Below are 26100 nucleotides of genomic sequence, written 5' to 3'. Positions count from 1 at the left end.
ACGCATTCTTTCTTGACGCGTTTTCTTGACGCGAACCGGTACCCACTTCGCTTGAAAACGCTCTCGTCAGATCAAGAGACCGCCGCCGGCGACGATCACCTGACCGCTGATGTAATTCGATTCCGGAGCGCAGAACAGATAGACCGCGTCAGCCGCCTCCTCCGGCGTTCCGCCGCGGCCGAGCGGGATCATGCGTCCCATCGCCTCCAGCATCTGCGGCTGGACGCCGACCTTGATGTCGCGGCCGGCGACGTCGATGGTTTTCTGCTGGGTCTCGATCGGCTGGGTCAGGCGGGTGTTGATCAGGCCGAACGCCACGCAATTGACGTTGACCTTGTAGCGGCCCCACTCCTTGCACATCGTGCGCGTCAGCCCGATCAGCGAGGCTTTGGCGGACGAATAGCTCGCCTGCCCGGCATTGCCGTAGAGGCCCGCGATCGAGGAGATGTTGACGACCTTGCGGAACACCTCGCGGCCCGCTTCGGCCTCCCTTTTCGCCATCACCCGGATCGGCTCCGACGCCGCGCGCATGATGCGGAACGGCGCGACCAGATGGACGTCGAGCATCGCCTGGAACTGCTCGTCGGTCATCTTCTGGATCGTCGAGTCCCAGGTGTAGCCGGCATTGTTGACGATGATGTCGAGACCGCCGAACTGCTCGATGGCGGCGCCGACGAAGCGATCGGCAAAGCCGGCTCCGGTCACGCTGCCATTGACCGCGATGGCCTCGCCGCCCATGGCCTTGATCTCGGCGACGACTGCATCGCCCGGATCGGCATCGAGATCATTGACCACGACACGCGCGCCCTCGCTGGCGAGCTTCAACGCAATCGCGCGCCCGATGCCGCGGCCGGAGCCTGAGACGAGCGCGACTTTGCCTTGCAGTTTCGACATGGTTCCTCCCTTGGACGAGATGATCTTGTTTTCTTCACCTCTCCCGCTTGCGGGGGAGGTCGCATCGCATCGGAGATGCGATGCGGGTGGGGGCTCTCTCCACAAGATGGCCGGTGGAGAGAGCCCCCAACCTCAACCCTCCCCCCCCCCCCGCAAGCGGGAGAGGGAGCACGAGTCCCTGCTTGACGAGACCTTCTCGCTAAAGCGCGATAATGGCTTCCCCGGCGAGCTTTACTTCGCCGTTCTGATCTCTGGTGGTCAGCGCGAGTTTTGCGCGCTTCTCACCGCCCTGCTCGATCAGCTCGGTCACCGCACCCTCGCAGGTCAGCTTCGCGCCGAGCTGGGTGATTGCGGCAAAGCGGGTCGAGAACGAGCGGATGCGCGACGGCGCCACCGCGTCGGTCAGCGCCTGGCCGAGATAGCCCATCACCAGCATGCCGTGCGCGAACACGTCGGGGAAGCCGGCCGCCTTCGCGAAGTCGATGTCGACATGGATCGGATTGTGATCGCCCGAGGCGCCGCAATACAGCGCGAGGCGATGGCGGGTGATCGGCGGAAACTCCTTGTGGACGATGATGTCGCCGACCGATGGAACGCGGGCGCTCATGACGGCCTCGCATTGCGCACCACGACGGTGCGCGAGACATCGGCGACATGGACGCCGGTCTGGTTGGTGACCGGGGTGTCGACGACGATCAGCGTCATCGCCCCGCCCTTCTTGTCGGTCACGCCAGTGACGCGCGGGCGGAAGGTCAGGGTGTCGCCGACCATGACGGGCGCGTGATAGTCGAAGCGCTGCTCGCCGTGCAGCACGCGTGCCAAGTCAATGCCGAGCGCGGTCAGGAACTCGAACGGGTCAGGTGCATCCATCATCTCGAGGCAGAACAGATAGGTCGGCGGCACTGGCGCTGCCGTGAAGCCGGCCGCCTGCGCGGTTGCCTCGTCGCGATAGATCGCGTTCGTCTCGCCGAGCGTATCGAGGAAGAAGCGCAGCCGCCCCGGCTCGACGCGCGCGGTCACGGGCGTAAATGTACGCCCGACAGCCGATTGATCGACCATGACGACCTCAGGCGCGTTCGTAGAGCGTCACGACGCAGGCGCCGCCGAGGCCGAGATTGTGCTGCAAGCCGATCCGCGCGCCCTCCACCTGCGTCGCCGCGGCGGTGCCGCGCAGCTGCCGCGTCAGCTCATAGCACTGCGCAAGCCCGGTGGCGCCGAGCGGATGGCCCTTCGACAGCAGCCCGCCGGACGGGTTGGTGACGATCCTGCCGCCATAGGAGTTGTCGCCGTCGTCGATGAATTTCGTGGCCTCGCCCTCGCCGCACAGGCCGAGCCCTTCATAGGTGATCAGCTCGTTGTGGGCGAAGCAGTCGTGCAGCTCGACGACGTCGAGATCATCAGGCCCGATACCGGCAGCCTCGTAGACCTTTTTGGCGGCATCCCGCGCCATGTCATAGCCGACCACCTGCATCATGTCGGACGCACCGAAGGTCGACGGCGTATCCGTGGTCATCGCCTGCGCCGCGATGCGGACCTGCTTGTTGAGGCCGTGCTGGTCGGCGAATTTCTCCGAGACCAGGATCGCGGCGGCGCCGCCGCAGGTCGGCGGGCACGCCATCAGCCGCGTCATCACGCCGGGCCAGATCACCTGGTCGTTCATCACGTCGTCGGCGGTAACCTCTTTGCGGAACAGCGCCAGCGGATTGTTCTTGGCATGCCGGCTCGCCTTGGCGCGCACCTTTGCAAAGGCGGAGAGCGGCGTGCCGTATTTCTTCATGTGGCTGAGGCCGGCGCCGCCGAAATAGCGCAGCGCCAGCGGCACGCCGGGCGCGTCGACCAGCTTGTCGGCCGCGGCGTCGAAATCGTCGAACGCACTGGGACGGTCGGTGAATACGGCCCCGAGCGCGCCGGGCTTCATCTGCTCGAAGCCGAGCGCCATCACGCAATCGGCCGCGCCTGACTCGATCGCCTGCCGCGCCAGGAACAGCGCGGTCGAGCCGGTCGAGCAGTTGTTGTTGACGTTAACAATCGGGATGCCGGTCATGCCGACCGGATAGAGCGCGCGCTGTCCACAGGTCGAGTCGCCATAGACATAGCCGACATAGGCCTGCTGCACACGACCGTAATCGAGGCCGGCGTCAGCGAGCGCCAGCTTCGCCGCCTCGGCGCCCATCACGTGATACGGCGCATTGGCGCCGGGCTTGACGAACGGGATCATGCCGACCCCGGCAACATAGGTGCGTGACGTCATCGCGTGCCCTCCCGGAAATTACCCACTGGACTATTTATTACCCATGGGTAATATACGGGCGATCTTCCGGAGTCAATGCGACAACAGCCGACGCGATGGACGCCCACTCCCCCTCTTCCAGCAACGAGTCGCCCTGGCTGCCGTTCGAGAGCCGGCGCCGCGCCCGCGACGAGAAGCGCGAGGCGGTGCTGCGCACGGCCGTCGCCCTATTCCTCGAACAGGGCTATCACCGCGCCACGCTGAACGACGTCGCCAAGCGGCTCAACATCACCAAGCCGGCGCTCTACAACTACTTCCGCGGCAAGGACGAGATCCTGTACGAGTGCTGGTCGATCGGCAATGAGCTGGTCGACGACTGCATTGCCGAAACTTCGGCAGGCGGCGGCTCAGGGCTCGACAAGCTTCGCAAGCTCACCGTCCGCTATGCCGAGCTGATGACCGCGGACTACGGCAAGAGCCTGGTCCGCTTCGACATCCGCGATCTCAGCGAGGACAACCGCAAGATCGTGCAGACCGCGAAGCGGCGGATCGACCGCGCCTTCCGCGACTATATCGCACAGGGCGTCGCGGACGGTTCGGTGAAACCCTGCGACCCGAAGCTCGCGGCTTTCGCGATCGCCGGCTCGCTGAACTGGATCGGACACTGGTTCCAGCGGGGCGGCGAGCTGAGCGGACGTGCCGTCGCCGAGGAATTCGCGATCCGTCTCACCGAAGGTATCGCCAAAACAACAACGCAAACGACATCAACGCGCAAAACAACGGCGCACGAGAAGGCGGACAAACCGCCTCGCAAGGGAAACGCATCAAGGGAGGAGACGAGTGAACATCACACACGGACTGCGGCGCGCGCTGCAGGTCAATCCAAACGGGCTCGCAGTCGTCTGCGGTGAGCGGCGGCGCAACTGGCGCGAGGTCGGCGACCGCGTCGCCCGCCTCGCCGCCGCGATCCGCGGCCTCGGCGCCCAGGACGGCGACCGCGTCGTGGTCCTGTCGTTGAACTCCGACCGCTATCTCGAGCTCTACCTCACCGTCGGCTGGGCCGGCGCCGTGATCGTGCCGCTCAACATCCGCTGGTCCCCGATCGAAAACGAGGAGGCGCTGCGCGACTGCCGCGCAACGATCCTGTTCGTCGACAAGGCGTTTGCGCCGGTCGGCACGGCGCTGGCAGGCGCCATCCCCGGCCTCAAGCTGGTCTATGCCGACGAGGGCGAGACGCCCGCCGGCATGGCGAATTACGAGACGCTGATCGCGCGCAGCGCGCCGATGGCGGATGCCATGCGCACCCGTGACGACCTTGCCGGCATCTTCTACACCGGCGGCACCACCGGCCGCTCCAAGGGCGTGATGCTGAGCCACGGCAATCTGATGGCCAACGCGCTCAACGCGCTTGGCGAAGGCCTGTGGCCGAACAGCACGATCTACCTGCACGCGGCGCCGATGTTCCACCTCGCCAATGGCGCGGCGATGTATTCGGTGCTGCTGTCGGGCGGCTCCAACGTCGTGATCCAGGGCTTTACGCCTGACGGCGTCGCGGCCGCCGTGCAGAAGGAGCGCATCACCGACGTGCTGCTGGTGCCGACCATGATCCAGATGTTCGTCGATCACCCGACGCTCGGCAATTACGACCTGTCGTCGTTGAAGCGGATCTCCTACGGCGCCTCCGTGATCAGCGACGCCGTGCTGATGCGCGCCATGAAGGCGCTGCCTCATGTCGAGTTCACGCAAGCCTACGGCATGACCGAGCTGTCGCCGATCGCAACCCTGCTGCACTGGAAGGAACATATCGGCGACGGCCGCGCCAAGGGACGGCATCGCGGCGCCGGCCGGGCGACGCTCGGCGCCGAGGTCAAGATCGTCGATACCGAGGACAAGGTCGTGCCGACGGGCACCGTCGGCGAGATCGCGGTGCGCGGCGACATGGTGATGATGGGCTATTGGGAGCGGCCGGAGGAGACCGCGCGCGCCGTGATCGACGGCTGGATGCACACCGGCGACGGCGGCTACATGGACGAGGACGGCTTCGTCTACGTCGTCGACCGCGTCAAGGACATGATCATCTCCGGCGGCGAGAACGTCTATTCGGCCGAGGTCGAGAACGCGCTCGCCCAGCACGCGGCGGTGGCGCAATGCGCCGTGATCGGGATCCCGAGCGAACGCTGGGGCGAGCAGGTTCACGCCGTCGTGGTGATGAAGAGCGGCGCCAGCGCCACGCCGGAAGAGCTGATGGAGCACTGCAAGGTGCTGATCGCCGGCTACAAATGCCCGCGCAGCGTCGACATCACCGCGACGCCGCTGCCGCTCTCCGGCGCCGGCAAGATTTTAAAGCGCGAGCTGCGCAAGCCGTATTGGGAGAACCGCGAACGGCGCGTGAGCTGAGGGACGGCTCTCAACGTCACCCCCGTCGTTCCGGGGCGATGCGAAGCATCGAACCCGGAATCTCGAGATTCCGGGTCTGGCGCTAACGCGCCATCCCGGAATGACGACGTCTCATGACGCCATTCGGCCGCGAGCGTTGACATCGGAGCGCACGGCCGATTGGATCGGTTCGAGATTCAATCCAGCGAGTTCCGATGTCCGCACCCGATACCAATGCCGACGGCAAGCCCCGCCGCCTGATGCACCGCCGCTCCGTCGAATGTCTCGGCTATCTCCGCGACGACGGATTGTGGGAAGTCGAGGCGCGGCTGGTCGACACCAAACCCTATGCCCGACAGGACAAGCATCGCGGCCTGCAGCAGCCCGACGATCCCGTGCACGACATCCGCCTGCGGCTCGCGGTCGACGACAGCTTTACGATCCGCGAGACCGGCACCACGATGGCCTCGACGCCCTACCCGTCCTGCCTCGACGTCGAGGGCATCCTGCAGCGCTTGGTCGGCGAACGCATCGGCAAGGGCTGGCGCGAACTGGTCCGTCGCAAGATCGGCAGGCTCGAGACCTGCACCCATCTCGCCGAGCTCCTGGGTCCCGCGGTGACGACGCTGTTCCAGACCGCTACCTCGGGCAAGGACCCGCAGGGCCGCGGCACGCTCGACCATCAGCGCGACGTCACCGAGCCGCCGTTCTTCGTCGGCGGCTGCTATTCATGGCGGCTGGATGGACCGGTCGTGGCCGAGACATTCCCGCAGTTCGCGCAGAAGCCTGTCGAGGCCAAGCCGGGTTCGTGAGTGGTGCTCCGCCGCTGACCAAGACGCGTGTATGGCGCGCCGCTGCTGGAGCTCAAATGTAGCTCCTCGTCGCAGCTTTATCCCATTCACGTAGATGATCGAACGCGGCACTAGCTCTCCGGCACGCCGGCCATGCGCATTCCCTCATAAAAACGCTTACGCTTGGCGAGCCATACCGGATTGTCGGACAGGAAGACGACATTGACGTCGTATCGACGAATGCTGAAGTTGGGATCAAGTGCCAGTCCGGCTTTGGCACTGGATTGTGCTTCCTCGAGGTCTCCCATCATGGCCAACGCGCCAGCCAAGTGAAAGTGAGCGAGCGCAAAATTGGGATTAGCCTCAATGCTCCGGCGAAGCCAGTCCAGCGCCTCGAGGTCTGCATTGGTGCAGGACATCAACTTGGCCATCCCGACAACCATGATCCAGAGAAAGGCACGCGTATCGCGAGGGGACAGTCGTAACGCCTCTTGAATATGCCCCTCGACTTCCTCGCCACGCCCCAGCGCATGCTTCCCGAGGCCAATAAACCCATGCGCATCGGCCAAATTCCGATCGAGCGCCAGCGCCTGGCGACATTCAGCGATACCCTTTGCAGCGCGGTGTGTCCGAATTTGAACCGCGCCGAGCAACATGTGGGCTCTGGGGTGATTGGGCGCACGCAACAACACGCCATTCAGCGCATTCTCCGCGGCCCTGAAATATGCCGGTCCGTCATCGGCCATGGAGGAAGAACCGATCGCAAAATCGACCTGAGCCGCGGCAACGGCTGCTTCAATATTGTCGGGATCAAGCGCGAGGGCGCGCATGAAGAAATCCCTTGCTCGCGCCATAACCGCAGGCGCTATTCCTTTGTTCAGGACAGCCCTGCCCTGAAAATAGAGATCCATCGCGTCCGGCTGGGGCAACCGTTCTGCCCGTCGCGCTTCGGCCTTGATAAGCTCGGCGTTCAACGTATTGGCGAGCCGGGATACGATCTCATCCTGCATGTCCAGCAAGTCGGCAGCGGGCTTGTCGAAGCGCTCGGCCCACACGTGGGCTCCAGTTTCCGTGTCAGTCAACTGAACGTTCAGGCGAAAGCGGTTGCCGCCGCGTTGCACCGACCCTTCCAGCGCGTAACGGACATTCAATTCGCGACCGATCTCCCTCACGTCCACCGCCTTGCCCTTGAACGTGAACGCGGTGCCCCGGCCGATGACGAACGCGCCGGCGATCCGCGACAGGTCGGTGGTCAAACTGTGAGTCACGCCATCGACGAAATATTCCTGCTCCAAATCTCCGCCAATATTTGTGAACGGTAGAACAACAATGGACAGGTGTGGGATCGAAGATGAACCCGCTGGCTTTCCAGCGTGGTCCGGCATCGACGAGGTCGTGACGCTGGCAGAGGCGGGGCGGTCGGCCTGCTCGCCATCCACGACCAGCATGTAGCCGCGGCGAGGCAAGGTTCTCAGGGCCAATCGGCCCGCCCCTCCCAAGGCCTCCCTGATGTCGCCGATGGCCTGGACAAGAGAGTCTTCCGTGACCTCGCAGTCCGACCAGACCTCATCCAATATCTCGTCCTTATGCACCAGGCGCCCGACGCGTTGCGCGAGGAGCCGCAGCACCGCCCAGGCTTGAGGACGCAACGGCACGATGTCGCCGCGCCCGTCGAGCAGCAATTCGCGAGCCAGATCCAAGGTCCGGTCACCGATCACAATCGAAGGCTGCGATGACTTAAGCAAGAACGCCTCGTTGGGCCATTTCGGAAAATATCGGCAGAATATCGGCGAGGTTTCGGGACCTGGCAGCAATTGTACAGCATCATCTTGCGGCGCGGGATAGCAAAACCGTCCCGAGCAGCGATCCACCAAAAGCGGTCAGCGCCAGGCAGGCCTCCATGATCAGTTCTGTCATCCATACTGCGCTAAGTATTTCAGGTTTCAACCCTTCCCCGGTTGCGGGGACGGACTGGCGATGCGGCCCCGGCGTCATCGACACCGAGATCAGGATCGGCCAATCAATGCCGCACAGCGCGCCGCTTTCGAGCCTGAGCAGGTTTGCCCGGGAGTGTTGGCCCGGCACCAACGAGCAACATGAGAGGGAGTGATCGATGTCCTCTATCCACGCATCCGTAAGATTGCTGCACCTTATTCAGTCGCAGCGCGTGACCGCGGTCATCTATGTCGCCGCGAAGCTGGGGATCGCTGAGCTCCTGCGCGATAGATCGCGGCCCCTTGGCGAACTCGTCGAGGCGACCGGCGCGAACAAGCAGGCGCTCCGCCGCCTGCTGACCGCGCTTTCGACCATAGGCATTTGCACGGTCGCTGAAGAGCAATACGCATTGACCGAACTGGGGGCTTGCCTTGACGGGGCCGCAACCCAGTCCCTCAAAAACTGGACGATCTTTGAAGGCCAGTTTCTGACCGAATCGTGGACCGGGCTGCTGGACTCGATCATGACCGGCAAGACCGCCGCGCAACTGCTTGGCCACGAAAACAGCTTTGATCTGATGGCGTGCGATCCGGAGATGGTCAGCATATTTAATGCGGCTATGATGGAGGGGACCCGTCTGGCGGTTCCGGATATCCTGGGGGCCTACGACTTCGGTGCGTTCGCTCATCTCATGGATGTCGGCGGCGGCTCCGGCGAACTCGTTGGCGCCATAGCCGAGCAACATCCGCACATCCGAGGGACCATTTTCGACCTTCCCCGCTGCGCCGAATCCGCGACTGGCCACCTGAGGCGCAGCGGGCTCAGTGACCGCGTCGAATTCATGGCCGGCGATTTCTTTCAGACGATTCCATCGATCGCGGATGCCATCGTGATGAAGCACATCATTCACGATTGGAGCGATGAGCGCAGCATGGTCATCCTCGCAAACTGCCGAAGGGCGCTCCCCGGAGGTGGCGTGCTCCTGCTTATCGAACGGATCATGCCGGAATTCCCGAGCGTAAGCGATGCGCACAGGGAACAGACGCTGACCGATCTGCTCATGCTTCGCGGGCCTGGCGGTCTCGAAAGAACGGAAAAGCAGTACGCTTGGCTGTTTCGCGAATCCGGCTTTACTCACACCGCGACCTATCCGGCCGGGCGTCTCAGCCTCATCGAGGCAACGGTCACCTGAGCTTTCGAGGTCAGACCATTACTCCCGCGCAATGGAGCAGCGACTGGTTCGAAGGACATCATAGGCAAAAGCATATTTTGGAAGGAACAAGAATGCATCTGCCTGCTGCAAACAAGTCATCGTCGCCCATATTGGAGAACCCGGCGTATAAGGCCGTGTTCGCCAAGGTCGACTGGCGCCTTATACCTTTGCTACTGATCGCCAGCATGGTCGCCTTTCTCGACCGCATCAATATCGGCTTTGCACAGCTTCAGATGAAGCAGACACTGCCATTTGATGATGCAGTCTACGGGCTCGGCGCGGGCATCTTCTTCGTCGGATATTTCCTGTTTGAGGTGCCCAGCAATCTTCTTCTGGAAAGGATCGGCGCGCGCAAGACCCTGTTGCGGATCATGGTGCTCTGGGGATTGGCGGCGACCGCCATGATGTTCGTATCGACGCCGCTCCAGTTCTATGCGGCGAGGTTCTTTCTTGGTGTCTTTGAAGCCGGCTTCGCCCCGGGCGTGCTGCTGTACTTGACGTATTGGTACCCGTCGGTGAGGCGCGGGCAGGTCATCGCGATCCTTGCGTCGGCGCCCCCCATTGTGATGTTCATCGCTGGTCCGCTGTGTGGTTCGATCCTGAAGTATTTCGACGGCGTCAGCGGTCTTTACGGCTGGCAATGGCTGTTTCTGATCCAGGGGCTGCCCGCGCCAATCCTCGGCGTTCTCGTGTATTACCTGCTCAAGGACAAGCCGTTCCAGGCCGGCTGGCTCTCGAAGGGGGAGAAGGCGCTGCTGGACGATGCTTTACAGCATGACGAAGAGAACATCGTGAAGGCGACCTCGGGGACGTTCCGGCAGCTGCTGCGAGACCCGAAGGTCTACCTGTTGTCGCTGGCCTGTTTTTGTCTGCTGGGCGCCAACTACACGATGGTATTCTGGATGCCGACCCTGATCCATAGCTGGGGAGTAAAGGATCCGCTACTGGTCGGCGTCTATCACGCAGTAGCCAACGCTGCGGGTATCGTCTGCATGATACTGATCGGTCGTCACTCGGACAAGCGGCATGAGCGCCGCTGGCACTATGCGACCTGCGTCACGATTGCCGCCGGCGGCTTGTTCTTTCTCATGTTGCTCCACGGCACTTTTGTTGGTTCGATCCTGGCTCTCTCCTTCGCCGTCATCGGGTTTGTGTCAGCGCCGCCGCTCTTCTATGCCTTGACCAGTGAGTACCTCTCAGCAGGCGCGGCGGCCGGCGGCCTTGCCCTCGTCACCAGCCTCGGAAACCTCGGTCCGGCGGTAAGCCCGTCGATCACCGGGTTCATCGTGCGGAACACCGGCGACAACATCTATGGCATGTACTTCGTCATGGCGCTGTACTTACTCTCCGGTGCACTCCTGCTGCTGAGCATGCGGCCCGCAAAGAATGAGTTGCTCCTGTCGAGGAGTTGACCCATCCTGCCAAGATCAAGCCGCCGCAGCGGAATGCTCGACCACAGCCTGCGGCGGGTTGCGGAAGCCGATGGCGATGCGGTTGTAGGTGTTCATCAGGCCGATCGCGATGGTCAGGTCGACGAGTTGCTTCTCGCTGAAGGTGGCGCGCGCCGCTTCATACGCGTCGTCCGGGATCGCGGTCTCCGCCACACGGGTGACGGTTTCTGCCCAGGCCAGCGCGGCGCGCTCCTGATCGTCGAACAGCGCCTCGGCCTCGCGCCAAACCTGCAGCAGCGCCAGCTTCTCGATCGCGACACCCATTTTTCGCAGTGAGCGGGTATGCGAGTCCAGGCAATAGGCACAGCCGTTGATCTGCGATATCCGCAGATAGACCAGTTCGACGAGCTGCGCGGAAAGCCCGCTTTGCGTGATGTAGCCATAGACGCCACCGAGCGCCTTGATGCCCGCGGGCGCGACCTTGTTGTAATCGATCCGCATGCTCATTGCTTGTGTCCTTCCTTGTCGAACACGGTCAGCGCCTTGTCGTTGCTGTCGACGACGAACACCGCAAGCAGCTTCGCCGGTTCGGTCGCGCTGGCGTTGCGCCCGAGCACGTGATGCGCGCCGGGCGGCTCGAAGAAGCTGTCGCCGGCCCGATAGATGTGCGCGGCCTCGCCCTCCAGTTGGCTCTCGATCGCGCCCTGGAGCACGTAGACATAGAGAAACGCCGACTTGGCGTGATGATGCGGCGCCGACGGCTCGCCCGGCGGGAAGTTGACCTCGACCGCGATCAGCGACTTGCCGGGAATGTTCGTGATCATATGCTCGAACTTCGGCGTCACCGATTGCGCCAAGGCGGGGGTCGCAAGCACGGCGCAGGCCAACAGCGTCGTCATCAACGTCTTCATCTCGTGCCTCCATTGCTACCGGATAGATGCGGGCACGGAGGCCTGAAAAGAAGCACCAAGAATGGACCGAATTGGTGTACCACGGGCCATGCCCAACCCGCTTCCCATCGCGCTCGACCGCTCGGCCAGGACGCCGCTCTCCGAGCAGATCCGCAAGGCGATCGCGGCGGCGATCGACAATGGCGTGCTGGTGCCGGGCGCCCGACTGCCGTCGTGGCTCGACCTCGCCGCGCAGCTCGGCGTCGCGCGCGGCACCGTGCGTGCGGCCTATGACAAGCTATCGGACGCCCAGCATATCGTGTCGTCGAAGGCCAACGGCACCACCGTCGCGAGGCGGCCGCGAACAGCCGCCAAGCCCGATGCGCCGGTCGCTCCCGGCTCGGTCGTGGAGATGTTTCGTGATCTGAGCGGTCACGGACACTTCCGGATGGGCGTCCCCGCGCAGGATAGCCTCCCCGCCAAGCTGCTGGCGCGAATCCGCGCGCGCGCCGTCCGGGCGGAATTGAGCGCGGTGATGCGCACCATCGATCCGCGCGGCGAGCTCGAATTGAGGCGCGAGATCGCGGCGCATCTCGCGATCGTGCGCGGGCTCGAATGCTCGCCCGCGCAAATCGTCATCACCTCGGGCTTCGCCGGCGGCCTCGGCCTCGCGCTGCGCGTGCTCGGCCTCGAAGGCCGCCGCGTGTGGATGGAAGACCCGGGATTTCCATTGACGCGAAAGGGCCTCGAGCTCGCGCGGCTGGAGGTCGTCCCGATCCCTGTCGATGCCAACGGCATCGATGTCGACCACGGCCTCAAGCATGCCCCCGACGCGGCGCTGGCGGTCGTGACACCGGGCCAGCAGGCGCCGCTCGGCCCGCCGCTGTCGCCGAAGCGCCGCGCGCAGCTGCTCGACTGGGCCGCCCAAACCGGAGCCTTCATCATCGAAGACGACTATCTCGGCGAATTGCAGCTCGATGGCCGTGCCGCGCCGGCGCTTGCCTCGCTCGATCGCGCCGGTCGGGTGATCCATCTCGGCTCCTTCAGCAAGACGATCTCGCCGACGCTTCGCCTCGGCTTCCTGGTTGCTCCGGAGCCATTGGCGGCGCAGTTCGCCGACGTCGCGACGTGCCTTGTCCCTGCTCCCGGCCCGGCGGTGCAGCTGTCCACCGCGGAGTTCATGCGTGACGGCCACTACATTCGCCATCTCAGGCGAACCAAGCGGGCCTATTGCGACAACCGCGATGCGCTGACGACGGCGCTACGGAGCTGGAGCAACGACGTGCGGGTTGCCGGCCTCGCCGTCATGCTGACGCTGCCGGACAAGACCGCCGACGTCGAGATCGTCAGGGCACTGCTCGCGCACGGGCTGGCGCCCGCCCCGCTCTCGCCCTGGTATGTCTCACCGAAGCGCGCGCAGCCGGGTCTATTGCTCGGCATAGCAACGGTGCCGGATCGCGGCGTTCCGGCCGCATGCAAGCGCCTGTTCGAGGCGATCCGCGCCCAAGGTCGCATCCAAGGGGGGCCGGCGCCGCGCAGTATCAGGAAGCCCGCAGCCCGGTGAGCGTCAGGCTCAACGCCTTGAGCCGCTTGCGCGCCTCGGAATCATAGGCCTGGGCATGGGCGCGGGCCTCGCGCTTGCCGTCGAAGAACAGCCCGCTCCGGCCTGCCAGATCGTCATCCTGGACCAGATGCAGGATGGCATCACCGCCCTGCTCGACGGTCGAGATCGGCGTCGCGCCGCTGGCGCGCACCATCGTGGTGTTCATGTAGGTCGCAGGGTGCAGCGAGTTGACGGTTACGCCGGAACCTTCCAGCTCGGCGGCCAGGTCGATGGTGAACATGATCTGCGACAGCTTGCTCTGCGCATAGGCGCGCGCACCGCTGTAGTTCTTCGTGATCATCACGTCGCCGAAATCGATCGGGTGCTGGCCGAGCGACGCGACATTGACGATGCGCGCCGGCGTGCTCGCCTTGAGCCGCGGCAGCAACAGATGCACGAGCAGGAAGCCGGCGAGATAGTTGACCGCGAAGCGCAGCTCGTGGCCGTCGTTGCTGGTCTGCCGCGCCGGCCCCTCGTTTTGCGAACCGATGCCGGCGTTGCTGACGAACACATCGAGGCGTTCCTGGTCGTCGAGCACCAGCTGGGCGAATTCGCGGACCTCGGCGAGGGAGGACAGATCGGCCTGGTAGAACATCGGCTCGCGACCGCTGAGGCGCTTGATCTCGTCGGCGAGCGTCTGCGCCCGCTTGGTATCGCGGCCGTGGATCAGGACCCGGGCGCCGGCCGACGCCAGCTTCATCGCGACGTAGCGGCCGACGCCGTCGGTGGAACCGGTGATCAGCACCGTCTTGCCTGCCATATTCATCGAAATTGCCTTTCGATCGTTCGCCCAGCGCTGTCAGCAAAGATAAAGGCGCCGCGCGGACTTTGCCATGGCATGCCACGGCGCCGGCGGCGCCAAAATAGCGTCCAAGATCACCCCGGGGCTCGGGCCTTCTCCGGAACCCGCATGCGTACATCTTGTCGCGCGGCCGGCGGTCGCGCGGCGCCGCGTCGCGCGTCAAGGAGATCGCGTTCTGATATCCTCGAGGTGAACGACAAATCAGGATCGGTAAAGGACCGGAATGTCCTCGATCATTCCAGACAGGACCTTGCGAAAGACTCCCTCTCTGGAGCCGTTCCGCATGCTGCTGTTGTTCGGCGCGCTGACCGCGCTGCCGATCGTCCTGACGCTCCGTCTGGTTGAGCCCGCACTCGTGCTGCCCGTGCTCAGCCTGTTGTTGTTCGTCCAGGCAGCCATTGCCGCGATTGCGGCGCGCGTGATCCACGTGCGCGCAAGCGTGGCGAACCTCACGCTGTGGGATTTTGCCGGCGCGTTCACCTTCATGGGGTGCGCAGCGGCGATCCTCGGCGAACCGGATCAGGCGGCGCTGTTCTTCGAGGAAGAAGCAGCAATGCGTCCGGTGTCACGACCGTAATCCCAGGCCGGGCCCCTCTGGCAGCCACAAGCTGCGATGTCGGACTGGAACTCAGTTGGAGTGGCCCTGCTTCGACCCGTGACGCGATAAGCGTCGCGGTGGATTTGCCGTCCGCATGACGGCAAGAACCGGTTTCGTCGAAAGGGTCCGCTCCCCGACCTCAAGGGGAACATGACCCATGTCCGAACTATTTTCGCCCGAGTTGTTTTCACTCGACGCCCTCAGCGCATTGCTGCAAGTCGTCGTCATCGACCTCGTGCTGGCCGGCGACAACGCCGTCGTGATCGGCCTTGCCGCGGCCGGCCTGCCGGAGAAGCAGCGCGGCAAGGCGATCCTGATCGGCATCGGTGCCGCGACACTGCTGCGCATCATGTTCGCCCTGGTCACTACGCAGCTGATGCAGATCGTCGGCCTGCTGCTGGCCGGCGGCATCCTGCTGTTGTGGGTGTGCTGGAAGATGTGGCGCGAGCTGCGCGCCGACGCGCACGAGACCACTGCCGAACATGCCGATGGCGCAAAGGGCCAGCGCAAGACGCTGTGGCAGGCCACCACGCAGATCATCGTTGCCGACGTCTCGATGTCGCTCGACAACGTGCTGGCGGTCGCGGGCGCGGCGCGCGAGCAGCCGATCGTGCTGGTGTTCGGCCTCGCGCTCTCGATCGCGATGATGGGCGCGGCGGCCTCCTTCATCGCGCGGCTGCTGCAGAACCACCGCTGGATCGCCTATGTCGGCCTCGCCGTGATCCTCTACGTCGCCATCGACATGACGGTTCGCGGAGCGAACGAGATCGCGAAGGTGGCTCCGGTCTGACACCGAAAGCAAAACGGCGGGCCGTTCGGCCCGCCGTTCTGCAAGTCGACAACGCGTGCTGCCTCAGTGGATTTCCGCCGAACGCTTCAGCGCGTCCTTGAGCTTCTCGAGCGAGAACTCCTTGCTGCGCGCGATGTCCAGGATCGGGGTCTCGCGGCGGCCGCAGAGTTCGGCGGCCTCGGGCAGCTTCGCCGCGACCTCATAGGGGATCACGATCGCGCCGTGGCTGTCGGCGTGGATCAGGTCGTCGGAACGCACCGTCATGCCGGCGACGCGGACCTCGCCGCCAAAGCTCTCCGCATGCACCCAGGCGTGCGACGGGCCGATCGAGCCGGCCAGCGCCTGGAAGCCCGGCGCCCATTGCGGGATGTCGCGGATCGAGCCGTCGGTGATGACGCCGAGGCAGCCGAGCGCCTTGTGCACGTTGCTCTGCACCTCGCCCCAGAATGCGCCGTAGCCGACGTCGGGACCGTCGATGTCCTGGATGACAGAGATGCGCGGGCCAAAGCCGGTGCCGACATATTCGTAATATTCGATGCGGCGCTTCGACTGCTCCTCGGCCGAGAGACCGGATTTCAGCACCGAGCGGATCGTCGTGGTGCGGGCGTAGCCGACCATCGGCGGCAGCGTCGGGAACGGGCAGACCAGCGGCTTCACGGTGTAGCCGATCAGACGGCGCTCCGGCGCGACGATCTCCATCGCGTTGCAAATCGTCGGCGTGTCGTAGCGCGCCAACGCTTCAAGGACGGAAGCAGGAAGCGGGGCGGAAGCGGATGTCGTCACGGCGTTTCTCTCCTGATTTTTGGCGTCAGATCATGATGCGTTTCCAGGGAAACGCATCATGATCTCATTTCTTTGTTTGAGCATGATCTTCTCGGAAAACCGGTCTCCACTTTTCCGGATCATGCTCGAGCGGGCCGTCTCAGCCTATAGCCGAGATCGCACGCGAACCCAACCGAGGCACGCTCATGGCTGATATTTGCTGGAATGAAGCAACATCACCGTCACCCCCGCGCAACGGCAAAGCCGTTGTCGCTGGAGGAGGCCGCGCAGCGGCCGTCTCGAAGGGTCGACGGCCTCGCTGGTGGCCGTCCACCCTACGAGGCTCGCTGCGCTCGCGCCTCCAGCGACAAAGGCGAAGCCTTTGCGCGGGGTGACGGGTTACGCTGAGGCATCAGTGCAGATGCGTCGGACGATCGTCGTGGTCACTCTCCGCGACCGGCGCCGTATAGGGAGCAGCGGCCTGCGCCGCCATCGGCGCGCCCGCAGCTTGCGTCTGCGCGGCAAGCTGGCGCTCCTGGTCGCGATAGGACTTCCAGCCCCAGGGCAGGCTGATCAGGTAGAGCACCGAGCCCGCCGACAGGATGTGCCAGGGATAGCCGATCAGCAGTGCGACGAAGAACACCACCGACACGAACACCGGCAGCACCATTTCCGGCGGCACGCGCATCTTCACGGTCTTGCCGGAGAACACCGGCAGCCGCGACACCATCAGGAAGGCGATCAAGAGCGTATAGAACGCCGTCAGCGTCGCCGGCGGCATCGGTACGCCGAGGAAGGCGAGATAGATCGGCAGCAGCACGGTGATCGCACCGGCCGGCGCCGGCACGCCGGTGAAATAGTTGGCGGCGAAGGCCGGCTTGTTCGGATCGTCGATCGAGGCATTAAAGCGCGCAAGCCGCAGGCCGCCGGAGATCGCGAACACCATCGCGGCGATCCAGCCGCCATTGTTCAATTCATGCAGCTGCCAGAAATACAGGATCAGGCCCGGCGCCACGCCGAAATTGACGAAGTCGGCCAAGCTGTCGAGCTCGGCGCCGAATTTCGACTGGCCCTTGATCATGCGGGCAACGCGGCCGTCGATGCCGTCGAGGATCGCGGCGAAGACGATGGCGGCGACCGCGAGCTCCATCCGCCCTTCCGTCGACAGCCGGATCGCGGTCAGCCCGGCGCAGATCGCCAGCAGCGTGATCATGTTCGGCACCAGCATCCGCACCGGGATCGGGCGGAACCGGCGGCGGCGATACTCGGTAGAATTCGGATCGAATGGCGTCATGGCCTGACGAATATAGCAAGCGCCGTCCGGCTCCGCCATTGCAGCGGGAACCGGCTGATGGCGCCGCCGAAACAGAGTTAATCGGCGCGGTAAGTCCGGCCCGGATCGGCGTTGCGGAAATCCGCCAGAATCGTCTCGCCGGCGACCGCAGTCTGGCCCTCGGAGACCAGCGCCTTGGTGCCCTCGGGCAGATAGACGTCGAGCCGCGAGCCGAAGCGGATCAGGCCGAAGCGCTCGCCGGCGCCGATCGACTGGCCTTCCTTGACGAAGCAGACGATGCGCCGTGCCACGAGGCCCGCGATCTGGACCACGCCGATGCGCCCGTTGGAGGTCGAGATCACGAGCGAATTGCGCTCATTGTCCTCGCTCGCCTTGTCGAGCTCGGCATTGATGAAGGCGCCGGGCCGGTAGGCAATGCGGTCGATGCGGCCGACCACCGGGCTGCGGTTCACATGGCAGTTGAACACGCTCATGAATACCGAGACCCGCGGCAGCGGCTTGTCGCCGAGCCCGAGTTCGGCCGGCGGCAGCGCCTGCACCACCATCGAGACGCGGCCGTCGGCCGGCGATACCACGATGCCGTCGCGCAGCGGCGTCACGCGGACCGGATCGCGGAAGAACAGCGCGCACCAGACGGTCAGCAGCGTCCCGATCCAGCCCAGCGGGGTCCAGATCCAGAACAGGATCAGGCTCGCCAGAGCGAAGCCGCCAATGAAGGGATAGCCCTCCGGGTGGATCGGCGGGATCTGCGCGCGGATGGAATTGGCGATCGACATCAGAGCTCGCTTGCGTTTCCCCGCCCCATTTGGCGGGAGAGGCCCTAAATCGACTATTCCGCGGCGGTCGGCAAGGGTTTCTCACCCGCATCAGGGGTGGAATCCTCCGACGATTCGGTGACCGCCGGCGGCAGCCGATTCGGCGCGGTGCCGTCGTCATCGACCTGGGCGAGCCGTTCGCGGGCCTCCTCGGCCTCGCGTTGCCGGTTCCACATGCTGGCATAGAGGCCGTCGGCGGCCAAAAGCCGCGCGTGGGTGCCGCGCTCGGCGATCCGGCCCTGGTCCAGCACGATGATCTCGTCGGCGCCGACGATGGTCGACAGCCGATGCGCGATCACCAGCGAAGTACGATTGCGCGAGACCCGCTCCAGCGCGCCCTGGATCTCGTGCTCGGTGTGGCTGTCGAGCGCGGAGGTCGCCTCATCCAGCACCAGGATCGGCGGCGCCTTCAGCACCGTGCGCGCGATCGCAACGCGCTGCTTCTCGCCGCCGGAGAGTTTCAGACCGCGCTCGCCGACCTGCGTCTCATAGCCCTGCGGCGACATCCGGATGAAGCCGTCGATCTGCGCGAGGCGCGCCGCCTCCTCCACTTCGTCATCGCCGGCGTCCCAGCGGCCATAGCGGATGTTGTAGCGGATGGTGTCGTTGAACAGCACGGTGTCCTGCGGCACCATGCCGATCGCCGAGCGCAGCGAGGCTTGCGTCACGGTCTTGATGTCCTGGCCGTCGATCAGGATGCGGCCGCTCGAGACGTCGTAGAGGCGGAACAGCAGCCGCGAGATCGTCGACTTGCCGGCGCCAGAGGGACCGACGATCGCGACCGTCTTGCCGGCCGGCACCTCGAAGCTCAGGCCCTTGAGGATCGGCCGGTCCGTCTCGTAGGCGAAGCGGACATCCTCGAACCGCACGCTGCCGGACGACACCGCGAGCGGCTTGGCCCCCGGAATGTCCTTCACCTCGGGATCGCGCGCCAGCACGTCGAACATCTTCTCGATGTCGATGATCGCCTGTTTGATCTCGCGATAGACCATGCCCATGAAGTTCAGCGGCTGGTAGAGCTGGATCATCATCGAATTGATCAGCACGAAATCGCCGACGGTGTGGGTGCCGTTGCGGATGCCGAACGCGCACATCAGCATGGTCGCGGTCAGCCCCGCGGTGAAGATGATCGCTTGCCCGGTGTTGAGCACGGCAAGCGAGGTATAGGTCTTCACGCTGGCCTGCTCGTAGCGCTCCATCGAGCGGTCGTAGCGCCGCGCCTCGCGCTCCTCGGCGCCGAAATATTTCACCGTCTCGTAATTGAGCAGCGAGTCGATCGCCTTGGTGTTCGCCTCGGTGTCGGAATCGTTCATCCTGCGGCGGATCTCGATCCGCCACTCGGTCGCGATATAGGTGAAGTACATGAACACGACGACCGTGAGCAGCACCGCGAGCACGTAGCGCCAGTCGAACTGCCAGAGCAGCACCGCCGCCAGCAGCGCGACCTCGACGATGGTCGGGATCAGCTGCAGGATCACCATCCGCACGATGATCTCGATGCCAGAGCGGCCGCGCTCCAGCACGCGGGTCAGGCCGCCGGTCTTGCGCTCGAGATGGAAGCGCAGCGACAGCTCATGCATGTGCACGAAGGTGATGTAGGCGAGCCGCCGCACCGCATGCATGGCGACGCGCGCGAAGATGCCGTCGCGCCATTGCGTCAGCACCGCCATGATGATGCGCACCGCGCCGTAGCTGATCGTCATCAGCACCGGCGAGGCGATCAGCCAGACCACCCAGTTCGAGGCCGCAACCGGCGCCGAGCCGGTGCCGTTCAGCGCATCGATCGCCCATTTGAAGGTGAACGGCACCGACAGCGTCGCGAGCTTGGCGAACAGCAGCAGCACCACCGACCAGATCACGCGCGTCTTCAAATCGGCGCGATCGCCGGGCCAGATATAGGGCCAGAGATGAACGAGGGTGCCGAGCAGCGTCCCCTTCTCGGCGGCCGGCGGCGTGGCCGTGGGCTGTGCGGCGCCGGTCACATGCTGTTGCGGCAGCACCATCAGGCGCCCGCCCGCGCGTTCACGGCGCGGCGGTCCGCTGCCACATCTTTTCCACGGTTTGCCATTGTGCCCGTCATATAGATCGTTTGAACGCGGCGTACAGGCTTATGACGAAAATTGTTCGCGATTCGCGGGAATTTACGGGATTTTTTGGCTCTCAATCCCCATATGGGAGTCTTGACCCTGTTTACGCTGCGGTGCCACAAGGATCATATGAACCAAATCAAGACTGTCTGTGTTTATTGTGGCTCCGGCCCCGGTAACAATCCCCGTTTCGTTGAAGCTGCCGTCGCGCTCGGCAAGAGCTTTGCCGAAAACAACGTTCGCCTGGTCTATGGCGGCGGCTCGATCGGCCTGATGGGCGCGGTCGCGAAATCCACGCTCGACCACGGCGGCTCCGTCACCGGCATCATTCCCGAATTCCTGCGCGCGCGCGAGAACGCGCTGACCTCGGTTCAGGAGATGATCGTCACGCCCGACATGCATGAGCGCAAGCGCCTGATGTTCGAGCGCTCGGATGCGTTCGTCGCGCTGCCCGGCGGCATCGGCACGCTGGAGGAGTTGGTCGAGCAATTGACCTGGCAGCAGCTCGGCCGTCACCACAAGCCGATCCTGCTCGCCAACATCGACAATTTCTGGGAGCCCCTGCTCTCGCTTTTGAACCACATGCGCATGACCGAGTTCATCCGCCCGACGCTGCCGATCAACGTCCTGATGGCCGACCGCGTTGACGAGATCCTGCCGCGGCTGCGTTCGGCGGTGGCACGCACGCCCGAGGCCGCAAAGGAACTCGCGCCCGAAGTGGCGCGGCGGCTCTGATTGTTCGGGCGCGCTAACCCTATTCCGTCATGCTGAGGAGCGCGGAACGCGCGTCTCGAAGCATGTACAGCCCGGCTGGTGGCCGTTCGCCCTTCGAGGCGCGCTCCGCGAGCGCCTCAGGACGACGGGGTTAGGTCGTCGCCCCCCAACCTCACTCGCTCGGAAACGTCACGGCCTCGATGCGGTTGCCGTCGGGATCGAGGACGAAGGCCGCATAGTAGCGCACGCGGTCGTGCGGGCGCAGGCCCGGAGGGCCATCGGAGAGGCCGCCGGACGCCAGCGCGGCGGCGTGGAAGGCATCGACCTCGGCGGTGGTCTTCGCGCGCAGGCAGATATGGGTGCCGCTCTCATGCGGCACCTGCGCCATCGCGGCGCGCAGATTGATCCAGAATTCGGGATAGGCCTTGCCGAAGCCGATCGTCGCGGGCCGCGTGACGAGGCGGCTCAGGCCAAGCGCGGCCAGCGTCGGCTCATAGAACCGCGCGGCACGTTCGAGATCGCGGACGCCGACGGAGACGTGGTCGATCATGTCTGTCCTCCTCTATCCGTCATTCCGGGGCGGTGCGCAGCACCGAACCCGGAATCTCGAGATTCCGGGTCTGGTCCTACGGACCATCCCGGAATGACAGCCTAAGCCTCACGCCTGCGCGCCTGACCTCACCAGCTTGTAGAACACCGAATCCATCAGCGCCTGGAATGAGGCGTCGATGATGTTGGGCGAGACGCCGACCGTGGTCCAGCTCTCGCCGGTCTCGTCCTCGCTTTCGATCAAGACGCGCGTGACCGCCTCGGTGCCGCCATTGAGGATACGCACACGGTAGTCGATCAGCTTCAGGCCATCGATATATTTCTGGTATTTGCCGAGATCCTTGCGCAGCGCGACGTCGAGCGCGTTGACCGGGCCGTTGCCTTCGGCGGCCGAGATCAGCCGCTCGCCGTCGACATCGACCTTCACCACTGCGAGCGCCACGGTGACCCGCTGGCCGTTGGCGTTGTAGCGCTGCTCGACATTGACGTCGAACTGCTCGACCTTGAAATATTCCGGTACCTTGCCCAGCGTGCGGCGCGCCAGCAGATCGAACGACGCGTTGGCGGATTCATAGGCAAAGCCGGCGGCCTCGCGCTCCTTCAATTCCTCGACCAGGCGCGTCAGGCGCGGATCGCTCTTGTCGTAGGCGATGCCGGCACGGTCGAGCTCGGCCATCACGTTGGAACGGCCGGCCTGATCGGACACCAGCACCTTGCGGTGGTTGCCGACGGAATCCGGCAGCACGTGCTCATAGGTCTGCGGGTCCTTCATGACAGCGGAGGCATGGATCCCGGTCTTGGTGACGAACGCGCTTTCCCCGACATAGGCCGCATGGCGGTTGGGCGCGCGGTTCAGCATGTCGTCGAGCGTGCGCGACACCTTCACCAGCGTTGCCAGCTTCTCCGTGGTGACGCCGATCTCGAACTTGTCGGCAAACTCCTGCTTCAGCTTCAAGGTCGGGATCAGCGAGCAGAGGTTGGCGTTGCCACAGCGCTCGCCGAGGCCGTTGAGCGTGCCCTGGATCTGCCGCGCGCCGGCCCGAACCGCGGCGAGCGAATTGGCGACCGCCTGCTCGGTGTCGTTATGGGCGTGGATGCCGACGTTGGCGCCCGGCACCTGCTTGATGACATCGCCGACGATGGTCTCGATCTCATGCGGCATGGTACCGCCATTGGTGTCGCACAGCACCACCCAGCGGGCGCCGGACTGATAGGCGGCCGTGGCGCAGGCGAGCGCGTAGTCGCGGTTCTCCTTGTAGCCGTCGAAGAAATGCTCGCAGTCGACCATCACCTCGCGGCCGAGCGCTCTCGCGGCCGCGACGCTGTCGCGGATCGAGGCGAGGTTCTCCTCATTCGTAGTCTCGAGCGCGACGCGGACCTGGTAGGCGGAGGATTTGGCGACGAAGCAGATCGCGTCCGCCTTGGCCTCGAGGATGCCGGCAAGCCCCGGATCGTTCGACGCCGAGCGGCCCGGCCGCCGCGTCATGCCGAACGCGGTGAAGCGTGCGTGGTCGAACGCAGGCTTTTTGCTGAAGAATTCGGTGTCGATCGGATTGGCGCCGGGGTAGCCGCCCTCGACATAGTCGATGCCGAGCGCGTCGAGCATGCCTGATATCACCTGCTTGTCCTGCAGGGTGAAGTCGACGCCGTTGGTCTGCGCGCCGTCACGCAGCGTGGTGTCGAACAGATAGAGGCGCTCGCGGCTCACGCGTGGCCTCCCGGGGTCGCGACACCATCGAGCTGCTTCTGCATCGTGGTGTTGGCGAGCCACTCGTCGTTGATAGTGACCGAGTTGCGCTGCTGGGCGACGTAGCCGCGCTTGCGGAAGAATTCCAGCGCGGTGTCGCTGGCATCGACCTTCAGGTTCTTGGCGCCGCGGGCACTCGCGATCTTCTCCAGCGCATCGCACAGCGCGCTGCCGACCCCCTGCCCGACCGCGCTCGGATGCACATAGAGCATATCGATGAGATCGGCGCCCTTCAGCGAGGCGAAACCGACCGGCGCGCCTTGCAATGTCGCTATCAGCGTGAGCTGGCCGGCGAGCTTCTTGCCGAAGGCCGCCTCGTCGGCGGCGGCCATCGCCCAGGCTTCCTGCTGCGCCTCGCTGTAATCGTCGCAGGTCAGGTCCATGATCGAGGCCGCGAAGATCGCCGCCAGCAGCGGCGCGTCGTCGGGCAGATACGGGCGCAAGGCGGGTGCGGAGCGGCTCATCGCGCGATCTCCCAGGTGGTGATCGGCTTTCCTTCGGCATCCTTGCCGTCCTTGATCGCCACGCCCATCGCGGCGAGCTGATCGCGGATCCGATCGGATTCCTTGAAGTCCTTGCGCGCGCGCGCCGCGGTTCGCTCGGCGATCAGTGCCTCGACGGCTGTGGCATCGACGCCGCTCGCCTGCTGCTTGCGGGCCTCCCATGCAGCCGCGCTCTCCGACAGGAAGCCGAGCAGCCGGAGCGAGCCGGCAAACTCCTTGCGGCTCTGTTCGCTGCTCGACGCAGCACCGCGCAGGCCGTGCAGCACGGCCATCGCCTGCGCCGTGTTGAGGTCGTCGTAGAGCGCCTCGACCATCGCCGGCGACGGCGCGCCGGGCTCGGCGTCTGCCGCAACCGCGTACCAGTCGTCGAGTGTCTTCGCGGCCTCCTCGGTGGCCTTGGCGGTCCAGTCGAGCGGCGAACGATAATGCGTCTTCAGCATCGCAAGCCGCAGCACCTCGCCGGGCCAATCGGCCAAGAGATCGCGGATCGTGAAGAAGTTGCCGAGCGATTTCGACATCTTCTCGCTTTCGATCTGCAGGAAGCCGTTGTGCATCCAGACATTGGCCATGCGGTCGGAGTGGAACGCGCAGCAAGTCTGCGCGAGCTCGTTCTCATGGTGCGGGAACACCAGGTCGATGCCGCCGCCATGGATGTCGAACTTCTCGCCGAGATGCTTCCAGGCCATTGCCGAGCACTCGATGTGCCAGCCGGGCCGGCCCTCGGCATTGATGCCTGCGGGCGATAGCCATGACGGCTCGCCCGGCTTCGACGGCTTCCACAGCACGAAGTCGGTGTTGTCGCGCTTGTAGGGCGCGACATCGACGCGGGCGCCGGCGATCATCTCGTCAAGCGAACGCTTCGACAGCGCGCCGTAACGCGGCAGCATCGAATTGGCCGCGTTCATCGCCTGCGGCGAGAACAGCACGTGATCTTCGGCGACATAGGCAAAGCCGCCGGCGACCAGCTTCTCGATGATGGCGCGCATCTCCGGGATGTGCTCGGTGGCGCGCGGCTGCACGGTCGGCGGCAAGCAGCCGAGCGCGCTGACGTCGTCCTGATACTGCTGATAGGTCAGCTCGGTCACCTTGCGGATCGCCTCGTTCAGCGGCACGCCGGGATAATCCCGCGCGGCGCGGACGTTGATCTTGTCGTCGACGTCGGTGATGTTGCGGACATAGGTCACGTGACCGGCGCCATAGCGATGGCGCAGCACGCGAAACAGCACGTCGAAAACGATGGCGGCGCGGCCGTTGCCGATGTGGGCGAAGTCGTAGACCGTCGGTCCGCAGGCATACATGCGGACGTTGTCAGCATCGAGCGGCACAAACGGCCGCTTCTCCCGGGTCAGCGTATCGTAGAGGCGCAAATCCATGGAAACCGTTCCCTTGCGGCCGGGCGGTCCAATGCTCTCATGTGTTGAGAAAAGACGGCCTCAGCCAGCGAATCGCTAGCTCATAATCTCGCGGCAAATGCTGCAGATGGCGAGGTGGCCGTTCATGGTTCCACCATGTCTCACGGCCCCATTATTGCGTCAAGGGGCTGTTTTCGGGCGGTTTGCCAGCCGCCCCGCACCGAAATCACGTCAACGCCCTCATGGTTAATCATTATTAAGGATTTGGGCGTATCCGGTCGCTAGCGGATTCCCCGCCGTTTCACTGGTGCACCATGCGGCCCATTTCAGCATTGATTTCCTGCGCGCTCGTCCTTGCTCCGTCCTTCCTTGTCTCCTCGGTCGCGTTGGCCGACAGCCGCGTCTTCATCGTCGCCAACCAGGCCGACGGCTACGGCATCGACCAGTGCCTCGCCCGCGGCGATCGCTGCGGCGCCTCCGCCGCCCGCGCCTATTGCCGGTCACGTGATTTTGCGCAGGCCACCAATTACCGCCGCGTCGATCCCGACGAGATCACGGGCGCGGTTCCGCAGGCCGCGAATGAAAAATGCAGCGGCAACGGCTGCGGCGAATTCGTCGCCATCACCTGCCAGCGCTAAGCCAAGCCGCTGGCCAGACGGGGTTATTGCCACACCGGCGCCCCGGAAACGACGTGACGCTGCCCCGAGAAACGGCTATTGCAGCGGCCTTGCCCGCGCGCTTTGGCGTTGATCGCCGCGCGGCGT

Annotated in this window: 27 protein-coding genes; 10 read left to right on the top strand and 17 right to left on the bottom strand. The window is 64.7% G+C overall.

Annotation, left to right across the window (positions count from 1 at the left end; translation table 11 throughout):
• Window positions 1-66: 66 nt before the first annotated feature.
• The 4 genes from ACVWY5_RS13420 to ACVWY5_RS13405 all read right to left on the bottom strand — a co-directional run bounded on the left by ACVWY5_RS13420 (window position 67) and on the right by ACVWY5_RS13405 (window position 3145).
• The gene (locus ACVWY5_RS13420) at window positions 67-894 is read right to left on the bottom strand and encodes an SDR family oxidoreductase (RefSeq protein ID WP_028334279.1); all 828 of its coding nucleotides are present in this window, start codon (window positions 892-894) and stop codon (window positions 67-69) included.
• 199 nt (window positions 895-1093) lie between these two features.
• On the bottom strand, window positions 1094-1501 hold the full coding sequence (locus tag ACVWY5_RS13415; RefSeq protein ID WP_028334278.1) for a MaoC family dehydratase: 408 nt from the start codon (window positions 1499-1501) through the stop codon (window positions 1094-1096).
• Window positions 1498-1953 carry a MaoC family dehydratase N-terminal domain-containing protein gene (locus tag ACVWY5_RS13410; RefSeq protein ID WP_028334277.1) on the bottom strand — a complete coding sequence of 152 codons (456 nt, stop codon included), beginning with the start codon at window positions 1951-1953 and terminating at the stop codon, window positions 1498-1500. Before ACVWY5_RS13410 ends, ACVWY5_RS13415 begins: the two co-directional genes overlap by 4 nt.
• Window positions 1954-1960: 7 nt before the next feature.
• Entirely contained in the window at window positions 1961-3145 is a 1185-nt protein-coding gene (locus ACVWY5_RS13405) for a lipid-transfer protein (RefSeq protein ID WP_028334276.1), read from the bottom strand.
• A 95-nt stretch (window positions 3146-3240) separates the two neighbouring features.
• Here ACVWY5_RS13405 and ACVWY5_RS13400 point away from each other — a divergent pair, with 95 nt between their 5' ends.
• From ACVWY5_RS13400 to ACVWY5_RS13390, 3 genes are all read left to right on the top strand, one after another.
• Window positions 3241-4035 (top strand): TetR family transcriptional regulator, encoded by a 795-nt coding sequence (locus tag ACVWY5_RS13400; RefSeq protein WP_028334275.1) that lies wholly within the window; start codon window positions 3241-3243, stop codon window positions 4033-4035.
• Complete coding sequence (locus tag ACVWY5_RS13395; protein WP_028334274.1) at window positions 3965-5521, top strand: acyl-CoA synthetase; 1557 nt, start codon at window positions 3965-3967, stop codon at window positions 5519-5521. Before ACVWY5_RS13400 ends, ACVWY5_RS13395 begins: the two co-directional genes overlap by 71 nt.
• A gap of 194 nt (window positions 5522-5715) precedes the next feature.
• Entirely contained in the window at window positions 5716-6312 is a 597-nt protein-coding gene (locus tag ACVWY5_RS13390; protein ID WP_050386145.1) for a DUF2889 domain-containing protein, read from the top strand.
• Between the two features lie 110 nt (window positions 6313-6422).
• On the opposite strand, the gene ACVWY5_RS13385 is transcribed toward ACVWY5_RS13390, so the two are convergent.
• Window positions 6423-8036, bottom strand: a complete 1614-nt coding sequence (locus ACVWY5_RS13385) for a winged helix-turn-helix domain-containing protein (RefSeq protein WP_321176811.1) — start codon at window positions 8034-8036, stop codon at window positions 6423-6425.
• Between the two features lie 79 nt (window positions 8037-8115).
• Window positions 8116-8376: a hypothetical protein gene (locus ACVWY5_RS13380; protein WP_152977777.1), complete on the bottom strand. Its 261-nt coding sequence runs from the start codon at window positions 8374-8376 to the stop codon at window positions 8116-8118.
• A 28-nt stretch (window positions 8377-8404) separates the two neighbouring features.
• Between ACVWY5_RS13380 and ACVWY5_RS13375 the strand changes: the two genes are divergently transcribed.
• Window positions 8405-9418, top strand: a complete 1014-nt coding sequence (locus tag ACVWY5_RS13375) for a methyltransferase (protein ID WP_028334272.1) — start codon at window positions 8405-8407, stop codon at window positions 9416-9418.
• Between the two features lie 92 nt (window positions 9419-9510).
• Complete coding sequence (locus ACVWY5_RS13370) at window positions 9511-10851, top strand: MFS transporter (RefSeq protein WP_028334271.1); 1341 nt, start codon at window positions 9511-9513, stop codon at window positions 10849-10851.
• Window positions 10852-10866: 15 nt separating this feature from the next.
• Here the strand turns inward: ACVWY5_RS13370 and ACVWY5_RS13365 are convergent, their stop codons facing one another.
• Together ACVWY5_RS13365 and ACVWY5_RS13360 are read right to left on the bottom strand one after the other, a co-directional pair.
• Window positions 10867-11337 (bottom strand): carboxymuconolactone decarboxylase family protein, encoded by a 471-nt coding sequence (locus ACVWY5_RS13365; RefSeq protein WP_028334270.1) that lies wholly within the window; start codon window positions 11335-11337, stop codon window positions 10867-10869.
• Window positions 11334-11741 (bottom strand): cupin domain-containing protein, encoded by a 408-nt coding sequence (locus ACVWY5_RS13360; protein WP_028334269.1) that lies wholly within the window; start codon window positions 11739-11741, stop codon window positions 11334-11336. Before ACVWY5_RS13360 ends, ACVWY5_RS13365 begins: the two co-directional genes overlap by 4 nt.
• Before the next feature lie 88 nt (window positions 11742-11829).
• Between ACVWY5_RS13360 and pdxR the strand changes: the two genes are divergently transcribed.
• Complete coding sequence (gene pdxR, locus ACVWY5_RS13355; protein WP_028334268.1) at window positions 11830-13284, top strand: MocR-like pyridoxine biosynthesis transcription factor PdxR; 1455 nt, start codon at window positions 11830-11832, stop codon at window positions 13282-13284.
• Here pdxR and ACVWY5_RS13350 read toward each other — a convergent pair.
• Entirely contained in the window at window positions 13262-14089 is an 828-nt protein-coding gene (locus ACVWY5_RS13350) for an SDR family NAD(P)-dependent oxidoreductase (protein ID WP_028334267.1), read from the bottom strand. The genes pdxR and ACVWY5_RS13350 overlap by 23 nt on opposite strands.
• A gap of 319 nt (window positions 14090-14408) precedes the next feature.
• On the opposite strand from ACVWY5_RS13350, the gene ACVWY5_RS13345 reads away from it, so the two are divergent.
• On the top strand, window positions 14409-14702 hold the full coding sequence (locus ACVWY5_RS13345) for a hypothetical protein (protein WP_028334266.1): 294 nt from the start codon (window positions 14409-14411) through the stop codon (window positions 14700-14702).
• 178 nt (window positions 14703-14880) lie between these two features.
• Window positions 14881-15513 carry a TerC family protein gene (locus ACVWY5_RS13340; RefSeq protein WP_028334265.1) on the top strand — a complete coding sequence of 211 codons (633 nt, stop codon included), beginning with the start codon at window positions 14881-14883 and terminating at the stop codon, window positions 15511-15513.
• Between the two features lie 63 nt (window positions 15514-15576).
• On the opposite strand, the gene ACVWY5_RS13335 is transcribed toward ACVWY5_RS13340, so the two are convergent.
• From ACVWY5_RS13335 to ACVWY5_RS13320, 4 genes are all read right to left on the bottom strand, one after another.
• Window positions 15577-16296: an RraA family protein gene (locus ACVWY5_RS13335; protein ID WP_028334264.1), complete on the bottom strand. Its 720-nt coding sequence runs from the start codon at window positions 16294-16296 to the stop codon at window positions 15577-15579.
• Window positions 16297-16687: 391 nt separating this feature from the next.
• Window positions 16688-17569, bottom strand: coding sequence for a CDP-diacylglycerol--serine O-phosphatidyltransferase (gene pssA, locus ACVWY5_RS13330; RefSeq protein ID WP_038377503.1), 882 nt, complete (start codon window positions 17567-17569; stop codon window positions 16688-16690).
• Between the two features lie 77 nt (window positions 17570-17646).
• Window positions 17647-18345, bottom strand: coding sequence for a phosphatidylserine decarboxylase (locus ACVWY5_RS13325; protein ID WP_016846296.1), 699 nt, complete (start codon window positions 18343-18345; stop codon window positions 17647-17649).
• 53 nt (window positions 18346-18398) lie between these two features.
• On the bottom strand, window positions 18399-20387 hold the full coding sequence (locus ACVWY5_RS13320) for an ABCB family ABC transporter ATP-binding protein/permease (protein ID WP_028334262.1): 1989 nt from the start codon (window positions 20385-20387) through the stop codon (window positions 18399-18401).
• A gap of 213 nt (window positions 20388-20600) precedes the next feature.
• Here ACVWY5_RS13320 and ACVWY5_RS13315 point away from each other — a divergent pair, with 213 nt between their 5' ends.
• Window positions 20601-21206: an LOG family protein gene (locus ACVWY5_RS13315; protein ID WP_028334261.1), complete on the top strand. Its 606-nt coding sequence runs from the start codon at window positions 20601-20603 to the stop codon at window positions 21204-21206.
• A 151-nt stretch (window positions 21207-21357) separates the two neighbouring features.
• Here the strand turns inward: ACVWY5_RS13315 and ACVWY5_RS13310 are convergent, their stop codons facing one another.
• The 4 genes from ACVWY5_RS13310 to cysS form a co-directional block, all read right to left on the bottom strand.
• Window positions 21358-21735, bottom strand: a complete 378-nt coding sequence (locus tag ACVWY5_RS13310; protein ID WP_028334260.1) for a VOC family protein — start codon at window positions 21733-21735, stop codon at window positions 21358-21360.
• Window positions 21736-21843: 108 nt separating this feature from the next.
• Window positions 21844-23442: a citramalate synthase gene (gene cimA, locus ACVWY5_RS13305; RefSeq protein ID WP_028334259.1), complete on the bottom strand. Its 1599-nt coding sequence runs from the start codon at window positions 23440-23442 to the stop codon at window positions 21844-21846.
• A complete protein-coding gene (locus tag ACVWY5_RS13300; RefSeq protein WP_028334258.1) occupies window positions 23439-23945 on the bottom strand; it encodes a GNAT family N-acetyltransferase in 507 nt (168 codons plus the stop codon). The genes cimA and ACVWY5_RS13300 overlap by 4 nt, the downstream gene beginning before the upstream one ends.
• On the bottom strand, window positions 23942-25357 hold the full coding sequence (gene cysS, locus ACVWY5_RS13295) for a cysteine--tRNA ligase (RefSeq protein WP_028334257.1): 1416 nt from the start codon (window positions 25355-25357) through the stop codon (window positions 23942-23944). Before cysS ends, ACVWY5_RS13300 begins: the two co-directional genes overlap by 4 nt.
• A 293-nt stretch (window positions 25358-25650) precedes the next feature.
• Here cysS and ACVWY5_RS13290 point away from each other — a divergent pair, with 293 nt between their 5' ends.
• On the top strand, window positions 25651-25974 hold the full coding sequence (locus tag ACVWY5_RS13290) for a hypothetical protein (RefSeq protein WP_028334256.1): 324 nt from the start codon (window positions 25651-25653) through the stop codon (window positions 25972-25974).
• The last annotated feature ends 126 nt before the right edge of the window (window positions 25975-26100 follow it).

The organism is Bradyrhizobium sp. USDA 3256, assembly GCF_054058275.1.
This window is presented reverse-complemented; position numbering and strand designations above follow the sequence as displayed.